This window comes from Longicatena caecimuris, assembly GCF_004341945.1.
Lineage (GTDB): Bacteria > Bacillota_I > Bacilli_A > Erysipelotrichales > Erysipelotrichaceae > Longicatena > Longicatena caecimuris.
The window spans coordinates 89,256-100,905 of record NZ_SMBP01000001.1 but is presented as its reverse complement, the minus strand read 5'-3'; the positions used below and the strand labels follow the sequence as shown (position 1 = coordinate 100,905).

The 11,650-nt window shown below is 37.6% G+C and carries 12 protein-coding genes and 1 other annotated feature; all 12 genes read right to left on the bottom strand.

Going from position 1 to position 11,650, the window contains the following annotated elements:
* Nucleotides 1-11: 11 nt before the first annotated feature.
* A complete protein-coding gene (locus EDD61_RS00475) occupies nucleotides 12-938 on the bottom strand; it encodes a sporulation protein YqfD (protein WP_008688398.1) in 927 nt (308 codons plus the stop codon).
* Entirely contained in the window at nucleotides 928-1,128 is a 201-nt protein-coding gene (locus tag EDD61_RS00470) for a YabP/YqfC family sporulation protein (protein WP_008688397.1), read from the bottom strand. The genes EDD61_RS00475 and EDD61_RS00470 overlap by 11 nt, the downstream gene beginning before the upstream one ends.
* Before the next feature lie 216 nt (nucleotides 1,129-1,344).
* Nucleotides 1,345-2,082, bottom strand: coding sequence for an amino acid ABC transporter ATP-binding protein (locus tag EDD61_RS00465; protein ID WP_132223481.1), 738 nt, complete (start codon nucleotides 2,080-2,082; stop codon nucleotides 1,345-1,347).
* A complete protein-coding gene (locus EDD61_RS00460; RefSeq protein WP_008688392.1) occupies nucleotides 2,075-3,601 on the bottom strand; it encodes an ABC transporter substrate-binding protein/permease in 1,527 nt (508 codons plus the stop codon). Before EDD61_RS00460 ends, EDD61_RS00465 begins: the two co-directional genes overlap by 8 nt.
* A 45-nt stretch (nucleotides 3,602-3,646) precedes the next feature.
* Nucleotides 3,647-3,857: a binding site (T-box leader), on the bottom strand.
* 425 nt (nucleotides 3,858-4,282) lie between these two features.
* On the bottom strand, nucleotides 4,283-4,828 hold the full coding sequence (locus EDD61_RS00455) for an NADH peroxidase (RefSeq protein WP_008688391.1): 546 nt from the start codon (nucleotides 4,826-4,828) through the stop codon (nucleotides 4,283-4,285).
* A 173-nt stretch (nucleotides 4,829-5,001) separates the two neighbouring features.
* Nucleotides 5,002-5,802: an ABC transporter permease subunit gene (locus tag EDD61_RS00450; RefSeq protein ID WP_008688389.1), complete on the bottom strand. Its 801-nt coding sequence runs from the start codon at nucleotides 5,800-5,802 to the stop codon at nucleotides 5,002-5,004.
* Nucleotides 5,792-6,685: an ABC transporter ATP-binding protein gene (locus EDD61_RS00445; protein WP_132223201.1), complete on the bottom strand. Its 894-nt coding sequence runs from the start codon at nucleotides 6,683-6,685 to the stop codon at nucleotides 5,792-5,794. The genes EDD61_RS00450 and EDD61_RS00445 overlap by 11 nt, the downstream gene beginning before the upstream one ends.
* A gap of 260 nt (nucleotides 6,686-6,945) precedes the next feature.
* Nucleotides 6,946-7,125 carry a 30S ribosomal protein S21 gene (gene rpsU / locus EDD61_RS00440; protein WP_008688385.1) on the bottom strand — a complete coding sequence of 60 codons (180 nt, stop codon included), beginning with the start codon at nucleotides 7,123-7,125 and terminating at the stop codon, nucleotides 6,946-6,948.
* Nucleotides 7,126-7,290: 165 nt separating this feature from the next.
* Nucleotides 7,291-8,754: a UDP-N-acetylmuramoyl-L-alanyl-D-glutamate--2,6-diaminopimelate ligase gene (locus EDD61_RS00435; protein ID WP_008978411.1), complete on the bottom strand. Its 1,464-nt coding sequence runs from the start codon at nucleotides 8,752-8,754 to the stop codon at nucleotides 7,291-7,293.
* Nucleotides 8,732-10,057, bottom strand: coding sequence for a tRNA (N(6)-L-threonylcarbamoyladenosine(37)-C(2))-methylthiotransferase MtaB (gene mtaB / locus EDD61_RS00430; RefSeq protein ID WP_132223198.1), 1,326 nt, complete (start codon nucleotides 10,055-10,057; stop codon nucleotides 8,732-8,734). Before mtaB ends, EDD61_RS00435 begins: the two co-directional genes overlap by 23 nt.
* Nucleotides 10,054-10,842 carry a hypothetical protein gene (locus EDD61_RS00425; protein ID WP_008688380.1) on the bottom strand — a complete coding sequence of 263 codons (789 nt, stop codon included), beginning with the start codon at nucleotides 10,840-10,842 and terminating at the stop codon, nucleotides 10,054-10,056. Before EDD61_RS00425 ends, mtaB begins: the two co-directional genes overlap by 4 nt.
* On the bottom strand, nucleotides 10,814-11,590 hold the full coding sequence (locus EDD61_RS00420; RefSeq protein WP_008688379.1) for a 16S rRNA (uracil(1498)-N(3))-methyltransferase: 777 nt from the start codon (nucleotides 11,588-11,590) through the stop codon (nucleotides 10,814-10,816). Before EDD61_RS00420 ends, EDD61_RS00425 begins: the two co-directional genes overlap by 29 nt.
* Nucleotides 11,591-11,650 lie beyond the last annotated feature (60 nt).

Sequence of the window (11,650 nt, the reverse complement as noted above, 5' to 3'; positions counted from 1 at the left end):
CTCCTTTATTTTTATGGTGTTGTGATATCTTGTAGTAAAGTATAATGAATCACCATCTTTATTTTACCCATATCCTTGGAGAATTGCAAAATATTTTCCTTATGAATCTTATCATCTTTATGAAAATCTTGACTGACCTGTGCTCTGGCAGCCATTAACAGTTCAAAATATTGAAAAGCCTTCGGCATTTTCGTATCATCCATGCTTACTGTCACATCTCGCCATGTGTATGCGAAGACCCGCCCTTTTACATAAACTTCTTGATTTTTACTTTTACTATCAGCGATGACATTGCTGACAAGAACATCGCCTTTATGCACAAATTCATTTACTTTATGCACTTTATTTCCATGCTGTATATCAAAACGAGCAATGACGCCATCTTGTTTGGCAATGAGTTCACGATGATGCAACGTTTCTAAAGTGGCGAATTCTTTAGGTGTATACGTGATGATATAACGGCTGCCTCGTTTTTCTATTTCCAACCAAGCAATTTCATTCTCTAGTTTCTTTTTTAAAGCTTCCTTTAATTTATTTTCATCTTGATGATGAAATGGTGTCGTATATCCCATCTGTTTTAATGTTTTTTGAATCAATATGCGACTCTCGTCTTTTTCTCCCTTGATTGTTACCTCAAAGATAGTAGAACTGAGCCCATACCAAATAAGAATGGCTGCTACCACACTCAAAAGACGTGCTGGTTTTACCATACTGCGTAACAAATACCCTAACATCCCAGTCGTTGTCAAAAGAACAGCCTTCGGCAATAAGCGATAAATCGTATGCCGCTGTAAAACAGATGTGTAGAATTGAATTTCTCTTTGATGTATCGTAATGTCATATAGTTCAAGATTTCCTTGTTTACAAATATGCAAAAATGCACTTGCATCCATCTGTACTTTCCATTTATCAAGACCAAGTTTTTTTCTAGCTTTCATATTGGAATGTCAGTTCCAGGAAGCAACCTTCCAGGAGCAGTTCCTCCTTTTCCAATGCCAGCATATGCAACTTATCTCCTCTGATTGAAATTTCCATCTGCGGCATTCGAATCTTTATGAGAGTTTCACTGACCAAAAGTACCTCTTGATAATGTTCAATTGTCATCTGGTTTTTATCAATGGAAAGCATGTCGTCACCTCTATACAAGATACGTTTTTGCTTTTCTATTTATGACTGTTTCTCTTCCGCCTCCTTCACATCTTTATTATAAAGAAGAATAAAGAGAGGATTTGTTATAATTTTGTTAATTTTTTGATACGATGAGCTTACTACCAAAAAAACAGAAAGTTTTTCAGTTTGTTTGTAAAAAATAGCACATACCTTTTATATAGGTATGTGCTATTTTTATAAAACTTTGCTTAAGAATTTTTTTGTCCTAGCATTTTGAGGATGTAAGAAGACTTCTTCTGGTGTTCCTTGTTCTGCAATTATGCCGCCATCCATAAAGAAGACACGATCACTGATTTGTTTTGCAAAGCCCATCTCATGCGTTACTATGACAATTGTCATTCCCGTATCTGCTAGTTCCTTTATGACCTCTAACACATCTTTGACCATTTCTGGATCAAGTGCACTAGTTGGCTCATCAAATAAAATCACATCCGGTTGCATTGCCATCGCACGTACAATTGCTAAACGCTGTTTCTGTCCACCTGACAACTTTCTTGGAAATTCATCCTTCTTGTCTAAGAGTCCAACTTTACTTAACAATTCACATCCCCGCTTTTCTGCTTCTTCCTTAGACATTTTCAATTCTAGACAAGGAGTGATGGTAATATTATCAAGCACACTGAGATGCGGAAACACATTGAAATGTTGAAAGACCATTCCGATTTTTCTGCGGTGTAAATCTAAATCTACGCTTTTATCCGCTATATTAACACCTTCAAAAATAACTTTGCCTGATGTAGGCACTTCTAGCAAATTTAAACAGCGTAAGAAAGTACTTTTTCCTCCACCACTAGGTCCGATGATAGACACAACTTCCCCTTCATGAATTTCTTCGGTGATTCCTTTTAATACTTCCAACTCACCAAAACGTTTGGTTAGATTCTCTACACGAATTAATGCTTCTTTAATCACTGACACGCATCCTCCTTTCCATATATTTTACAAGTTTACTTAAACTGTAGGTAACAATCAGATAAATGATGGCCGCAATCGTCAATGGTTCTAATGAGAAATAGGTCGCCGTCTTTACGATATTGTTAACACTCATTAATTCACCGATATAGAAAGAAGAAGCTAATGATGTTTCCTTTACCATCATAATGAATTCATTTCCTAAAGAAGGAAGAATGCTCTTAATAGCTTGAGGGAATATGATTTTAACCATCATATGCTGATTACTCATTCCAAGACTTTTGGCAGCTTCCCACTGTCCTTTATCGACAGACAGAATACCACCGCGAATAATTTCAGCAACATAAGCACTACTATTAATGATTAAAGCAACAATCACACTGACCAGCATCGGAATATCACTGTTGATAGCCGCAAAAATACTTACAAACAACCATAATTGCAACAACAGCGGTGTACCACGTATTGCTTCTACATATGCACTTGATAATAATTGTATAAAACGATTCTTGCTCAATTTGATGAGAGCGAAAGCCGTTCCAATCAATGTACCACCTAACACGGTCACAAAGGCTAATCCAAGTGTCATACCCAAACCTTCTAAAAACATTGGCCAATAACGTACAGCAATTTTCCATGTTCGTTGGAGAAAGTTTCCTTCAATTTTTTGTTTATCGTAATTTACAGCAGCCTGATACCATTCTTCATATAACCCCTTATCTCGTACCTGCTGAATAATTTCATTCGTTTTATTTAATAGTGCGATTTCACCTTTAGGAATACCGACTCGTGTTCCCATATAATCAGGATTTAGTTTAAAGAGCAACTGTTTGCTCATGTGGATACCTTCATTCTGTTTTGCAAAATCCTGTCCGGTACCATAAGCGCAGGCAACGGCATCTACACTGCCATTTTTTAATAGGTTTATACCATCATTTAATCCGGTGATATATTGAATGTTGGCCTCTTTCAGTTGTGTCTTTACATAATAATCTTGTAAAGAACCTGCCTGTACTGCAACCTTTTTTCCTTTAAAATCGCGTAGTTTTGTATACACATCTTTTTTATCTGCCTTAATTAGCAATCCCTGCCAGCTGGATTCCCCATTTTCATCATAGTAAGATTCACTCATTTCCATCGCATCCATTCGCTCAGGCGTTTTGGTAATGCCGGTGATTGCCATATCAATCTGACCATTTCCAAGACTTGCCAATACAGCATCAAAATCCATTGCCTTAATGGTCAGTTTGACCCCCATCTCATCAGCAATATATCTGGCAAAGTCCATATCACTACCGACGTATTGATCTTGTCCTGTTTTCGTCGTATCGATAAATTCATTCGGTGGAAAGTCTGGTGAGGTTCCAACAATCAGTTCTCCACGTTCCATGATTTTGTCTAACAGTTCCCCTTCACCATTCGCCTTGGTGCTTTCTTTTGCCTGTATCTGTATTAAAAAGCTTCCACAAAGCACGCTAAGTAGGATAAATAAGGTACTTATTTTTGTGAATTTCTTCATCATCATCTTCCTTTCTCACTCATAAAATAAAAACGCCGTCTCTATTCCAGAGACGACGTTTTATCGCGGTACCACTCTAGTTATTCCTATAATCTATAGGAATCCCTCAACCTGTAACGCTGGTCAGCGGTTTCTCCTACTAAGTTCAAAGAAACACTCCCAGATGCGTTTCCATTATCACGTTACCGTTGAACTTCCACTCTGTTTCAACTCGCTGTTGGTATATGATAATGTACTCTTCTGATCATGCGATTTTTATAAGTGGCTTTATCATACTGGATTCATTTTTATTTGTCAATACATAATAGAAAGTTTCTATAACGATTCTTGAAAAATCATGCCCATTTGTTTTTATGCCAGTAACAAGATAATAATCGAGGAAGAGAGAATAATTAATTTCCGTCCTCTCACACCACTGTACGTATGGAACCGTATACGACGGTTCAAAACAATACGAAATATGCTTGAACTGAAATCGATTTGCTTTGGTTCTTATTCCTCGATACAGAGATTTGCCTCGACCTTCCTTCAGATTCCACCTCACGATGAACACCCTTGGTTCTGGCTAGTGATTGACGACTGTGATGAACGCCTCCACCGTACTCTTTTACCACCTAGTTATGATCCATGCCAAGAACACGAAAAAAAAACATCATGCTAGCACACATGATGTTTCACTGATTATTTACCAAAATAACGGTCTAATAAGCCTTTAAATGCTTTGCCATGACGTGCTTCATCACGTGCCATTTCATGAACCGTATCATGAATCGCATCTAAATTAGCAGCTTTTGCTCTTTTTGCCAAATCAAATTTACCTGCTGTTGCACCATTTTCTGCATCTACACGCATACGTAAATTCTTTTCTGTAGAATCACTTAAAACCTCACCCAATAATTCAGCAAACTTCGCTGCATGTTCTGCTTCTTCAAAAGCCGCTTTTTCATAATACATGCCGATTTCTGGATACCCTTCACGATGCGCAACACGTGCCATTGCTAAATACATACCGACTTCACTGCATTCCCCTTCAAAGTTCATGCGTAAATCGTTCATGATATCTTCACTGGCACCCTGTGCAACGCCAAGGACATGCTCAGCAGCCCAACTCATTTCACCTTCTTGTTTCGTGAATTTTTCAGCAGGTGCTTTACAGATTGGACAGAATTCAGGTGCTGTATCACCTTCATGTACATACCCACATACACTACATACAAATTTAGCCATTGTAATATTTCCTCCTTATAGTATGTTAATCGAGTATATTTTACAACATCCTAAGCAAAATGTGAATGCATTTGCCCTTTTTCTATCACAAGTTTATCCTATAGTGTATCATCTTGTGGATAATCATCTTCCTTGCTTAAAAAAACGATGGCATCTACATACCATCGCTTTCCTCATAATGACATATTTTTACGTTGAAACAACACATTTGCAGCACTAAAACAACCAATAGCAATGAGTAACAAAATACCACTCATATACCAGCCTTTAGCTGCATTGACAATTAAAGCATCTCGATCAAACAACGTCATAAGCGTTGCATATTTCATATTTTCTAAATTACCCTTCATGTTTGCCAACATTTGAACGAGTATAAAGTATATTCCAAATCCTGCGCCAAAGGTTGCTGCCTGCCGATATTCATTGCAGATACAGGAAAACAAGAAACTAATTCCTGCCAGTGCCATATGCAAACACAACACACCGAAATTCAACCGCAGATAGGCTGCCACATCTAAATCCTGAGGAAACATAAATGAGCTACACACTAAACCTAGTAGCGTACAATACGCAATCAGCAAGAGCAGATTGGTAAGCAAAACAAAACATTCTGTCCGCCACACACAGCCACGTGTACTTCCCGAGGATAAAAGATATGCCATAGATCCATTATCAACTTTCTTGGCAATGTATTTTAAAGATAACAAAACCGTGAACAAGAAAGGAAATACGATCATTAACATTCCGTATAGATAGGTTGATAAAAAATGCACCAACGTAGCGGTGGAACCATTCATGCCCACCATTGACATGATTTCCGGCATCATTTTGGCAAATTCATCCAATGCACTTCCTAAAGAAGGATCAAACATCGTTAACATGATAGTCGTATACATCGTAAGGATCAAGCAGAAAATCAATAATAATTTCCAGCTATTCTTCATTTCAGTCACATATAACGCTTTATTCACCATGATGCTCACCTCCATAATATTGCATAAAGATTTCTTCCAAGCTTTGATGAGTAACATCAATATCTTCGACTTCATAGTGAGACAGCGTTTGAATGAGCTTAGCTAGATTTTTATGAATTTCAACTTCTACCATATGCTTATGCATTGCTGTAATATAAAACCCCTCCTGTTGAAAGCGGACAACTTCATTTATATTCGCAAAACGGATCTGATAACGGCGTTTTTTAGATTGCCGCAAGGTTTGTGCATCTTCCACACAGACGATATGGCCATCTTTGATAATGCCGATACGATCACATGTTCGTTCAACTTCTTCAAACATATGTGAAGACATTAAGATGCTTTTGCCTTTCATCTTTTCTTCCTGAATTAGATCCACAAAAACATTTTGCATTAATGGATCTAAACCACTGCTGGGCTCATCCAGTATCAAAATTTGGGGATCATGCATAAAAGCAGCGACAATGCCAACTTTCTGTTTCATTCCTTTACTCATTTTCTTAATTCGCCCACTTGGATCAAGTTCAAAACGTTCCATTAATTCTTCACAGCGTCCCATATCTTTCATACCGCGAAACTTTGCCATAAATTTTAAAAATTGCATGCCGCTCATTTCTTCCCATAAGTTTATTTCACCAGGAATGTAGCCAAGCTTTTTTTGTATGGTAGCTGCTTGCTTACCACAATCCATTCCTAAGATAGAACAATTTCCTTCTTTGGCAAAAATAAATCCCAGTAAATGACGAATCGTTGTTGTTTTACCAGCACCATTAGGCCCTAAAAAGCCAAATACTTCTCCCTCATCGATAGTAAAGCTAATATCAAATATTCCCTTACCATGCCCATAGTCACAGGTCATATGCGAAATTTCTATCGCCTTCATCAATTTCCTCCTCACCAAACAGTTTATGTCATCTGTTTTACCATTACTGACATTATAGCAGATTCTTTATAAGCTACAATGATTTTCACATTTTCTCTGCATTTTAGATAGGTTCATTGCATGAACAATACTTCACCTTCTTATAAAATTTATTTCTGCTATGAATCTAACTGTTCAGGAAATGACACTTGTCTATTTCGAATGTAATGGATTGTTTTTTTGTAAATGAAACATAAAAAAAAGAGATCTTCGATCTCTTCCTATTTTCCACGACGTGCTTTACGTGCAGCTTCTGACTTTAACTTACGACGAACGCCAGGTTTTACGTAAAACTCTCTTTTGCGAGCTTCAGCAAGGGTTCCATTTCTTGACACTTGACGTTTGAATCTACGTAAAGCATCATCAAGAACTTCGTTTTCTTTGACTACTACTTTCGGCATGATTTACCCTCCCTTCTGATGCAAGCATATTTATTATACTGAAAAACATATGAAAATGCAACAGAAATATAACATTTTTCTAGCATTTACCCATAAAATATGTGAAAATACCGTCTTATGTATAGATTCCTCTTGCGAAATTCTGCTGTTTTTAGACAAATGTCATCACTTCTCTAGTTCATCCTCTAATCCCAGACAATGTTTGCGAATCACATGGCGTGCAGCGATATGATCGCCAATCCAAGGTTCTCGTCCAAATTCACGATACATAAAAACCTCATCCCCTTTTCCAAGGATAAGTACTGTATCGTTGACATTTGCGCTTTCAATCGCCTGGCGAATAGCCGAATAACGATCCTCGATAAAAATGTTATTGGTATCCTTGATACCACCTTTGATTTCATTTGCAATATCCCTTGGGTTTTCATCTCGTGGATCATCTTCCGTTAGAATAATGCTATCGCAATAGCGATCAGCGATTTCCCCAAACACCTTACGCTTTTTCGTATCACGTTTACCGGCGGAGCCAAATACTGCGATAATTGCATTTCCATCCGGCGTAATGCTATTGGCAAATTCAAAAACCTTTTCCATTCCATCAGGCGTATGAGCAAAATCTACAATCACATTGAAAGCCTGACCCTCATCAATGCGTTCCATACGGCCATCTACCTGTGTTAATTCAGATAAATAAGGAACAATTTCTTTTAATGCAACGCCGCTTTCACACATTGCCGCGATTGCTCCTAGCAGATTATAGATATTATACATAGCGACTAAATTGGTCGTAATTGTATAGGTTTCTCCATGATGAATCAAATCAAAGGTTGATCCATTCGTGCCAATATGGATATTATCACCACGATAATCGGCATCAGCCGTCACACCATAAGATACGATATGTGCTTTACAGCCAGCCACCATTCGTTTAGCAAAAGGATCATCTACATTTATAACGGCCACACCGTCACTCTTTAATTGTAAAAACAATTTGTGCTTAGCTTCAAAATAGTTTTCAAGTGTTCCATGGAAATCCAAATGATCGTATGTCAGATTCGTAAATACGGCTACATCGAAATCAACACTTTGTACGCGCCCCATCTCTAAACCATGCGAACTGACTTCCAGCGCAACTGCCTGCATGCCATAATCAACCATATCCTTCATGGAATGATGTATTAAAATCGGATCTGGTGTAGTTAGACTGGGCGGCATCGTGACATCGCCATAACTGATGGAAATCGTTCCAATATAACCACAAGGTTTAAAATGTGAGTAGACATCTTTAATGATGCTAGTAATCGTACTCTTTCCATTGGTACCGGTCACTCCAAATACCGTTAATTGATGACTTGGGTGTCCATAAAATTTGCTAGCCACCATATTTAAAGTACGATTTACATTTTCGACTTTTATATAGGCTACTCCTTTGTGCATGGTTTCAATGTCTTTCGCATGAACGATGCATACTGCACCTTTCTCGACAACTTCTTCAACAAATTGATGACCGTCAAAAGTCATACCATCCATGCAAAAATACATATCCATCGGCTGAATTTTCCGTGAATCCGTACATAAGCCGCCGATTTCAATATCCGGTGCATTTTCAAATAGCAGAGACAGTTTCATGAGGTACCTCCTTGACGTCGCAGGCGATAAGCTTATCGTCTATATAAGAAGTGATGACAACCTGTTTCATCTGATGCAGCGCTTTTACATCCATTGAACAATATACCTCTAAATATTCACTGGTATGTCCAAAGAGCATGCCATCTTTTTCTTTTTCAAATAATACAGACACTTCTTTTCCTACAAATTTCTGTTTATAAGCAGTATATAACGCTTTTGAACATTGCGCAAGTCTTGCCGCACGTTCTTTCTTTATTTTATTTTCTAAATGCCCGCTCATTGTTGCTGCCACTGTATGATCACGACGAGAATAAGGAAAGATATGCAAAAAGCTTAATTCCATCTGTTTGATATTTTCCATTGTATCAACAAATTGTTCTTCACTTTCCTGAGGAAATCCTACAATGACATCGCTGGAAATACTAATATCAGGCATAAGAGAGCGGATATACTTCACACGTTCTTTAAACCATTCTACATCGTAAGGACGATGCATGTTCTTCAATACTTCATTATTGGCAGACTGTATCGGGATATGCAAATGGCGCGCGATTTTGGGTTCCTTTTGCATAAATGTCAATAATTCATCACTGATTTCATTCATTTCAATACTGGAAATACGAATGCGCCGCAATCCCTTTACTTCTTTACACATCCGTTTCATTAGCTGCGTCAGATTCGTATTTATGTCTCTTCCATATCGACCCGTATGAATACCGCTTAAAACAATTTCCTGATGACCGCTGGCACATAAATCTTGTGCAATCTTAATAACTTCATTCTCTGGTAAAGAACGTTCTGCCCCACGGGCATAAGGAATGATACAATAACTGCAAAATTGGTTGCAACCATCTTGGATTTTTAGAAAAGCGCGCGTCTGATGTTCAAAATGTTGAATCGGCAAAGCTTCAAACACGCGCAAAGCACGAACATCATGTATTTCATTGACCTGTTTTTCTCCTTGCAAGGCTTTTTCAATACGATCAGCCAATGTTCTTTTGCCATCACTACCGATTAAAATATCAACATGTTCTTGTTGTTCTAACTGTTCTTTAGCGGTCTGTACATAACAGCCGACAACAGCAATCAAAGCATTTTGATTCAATGCTTTTGCTTGATGTATTTTCTGACGAGACTTACTACCTGCCGTGTTTGTCACTGCACATGTATTAATGATATAGACATCTGCTTTTTCCTTAAATGATACTTGTTGATAGCCCTTTGCCAGCAAAGCACTCTCATATCCCTGTGACTCATAGGTATTCACCTTACAGCCAAGTGTAGCAATCGCAAATGTTGTCATGATTCTTTCTCCTTCGTTTTTTTCTTTAATCGTTTATGCTGGTACTTTTTTAATTTTTTCTTAAATCGTTCATTTACGATTGGATATTCCAGCAAAAACATGAATAATGCATCCTCATCTTTTTTTAATAGTGCTTTCGCAATTTCAAAACGCATAGCTGCAGGACATTCTTTCTGCTTTGGATCTAATGAAAAGGTAGATACACAAACATCTTGTCGATACACATAAAATCGTTTTGTCAATGGATGATATAAAACATAATCCATGAGCCCTTCGGTTGCACACACCTCGCAGCTACTAAAACCGTGTGCATAGCTTTCATAACCATACATATGTGGAACTACTTCGTTTGCACAATTACGGATAAACGTATGATATTGTTTCAAATCCAACAAGACAATTTCATCTGTATAAAGATGATTAAAACGTGGTGAGAAACACGGCATATAGATTTCTTTATCCTCATATGTGAAATATTCTAATGCTTCTTTTTGTTTTGCTATTTCCAAATTCATTTGTTGTTTTCGTTCTATATAAGTCAAATCATACCAATAGTCAAACATTTGAACATACGTATCAAAAAAGACATCTTCAAATTTACGTTTGTTCAGCAAGGAGTGATATAACATTTCCACATAAAAACAATCACTGTCACTTTTCAAGACACATGGGATATTGTATTCCTTCACCAAAGCACGCATTTTATCGAGTTTCTTTTTATATGATTTAAAATCAAGCAGTTTCTTATCAAATTTCTTATTTACCAGTTGTTCCAGTGTTTTCATGATGATCACCTGCCATTTCATAAAAGAAGGATATGCAGGCAAGTAAACTTAATGCGGCAGTTTCCGCACGCAGGATACGTGCACCTAAAGATACCCTATGAAAGCCAACTTCTTCTAATTGAATAACTTCATCTTCACTGAATCCGCCTTCGCATCCTACCACGATAAACACCTTGTGGGGTGCCGGATATTTTTGCAGCACTTCTTTGACATGCGCACTTTTTACATCTGCACGCTCATAGGCGATCAGCTTTACATCGGCATCTTCACTTGCTTTTATCAATTCAGCAAAACTTTTTGGTGAATCTAGCGCAACAAGTGTTGAACGTTTGCATTGTTCGCAAGCCTCTTGCAAGATTTTATTCCAACGCAATCGTTTTTTATCCACTTTTTCATCTTTGGTTTTCACAACGGTCCGACTGCTTGTAAAAGGAATAATTCGCTGTACACCTAATTCTGCACTCTTTTGTAATAAGAAATCCCATTTTTCTTTTTTAATCAGCCCTTGTGCCAGTATCATATCAACAGGCGTACGGGTGTGATCTTCCATTTCTTCATCCACACATGCAAAAACCTTATGATCACGAAATACCACATGGGCATAATACATATGCCCCTTTCCATCAGCTAAGCGAATAATTTCATCTGGTTTCATGCGCATGACATGTTGTATATGATGCGCTTGTTCGGGTTCCATCTCTACAAGATCGTGTACCTGTAACGGTTTATGTAAAAAGTATTGCTGCATAACCTCACCTCATAACTAATAAATAATACAATATTTTTTTAAATCTTACAATTCCTATTC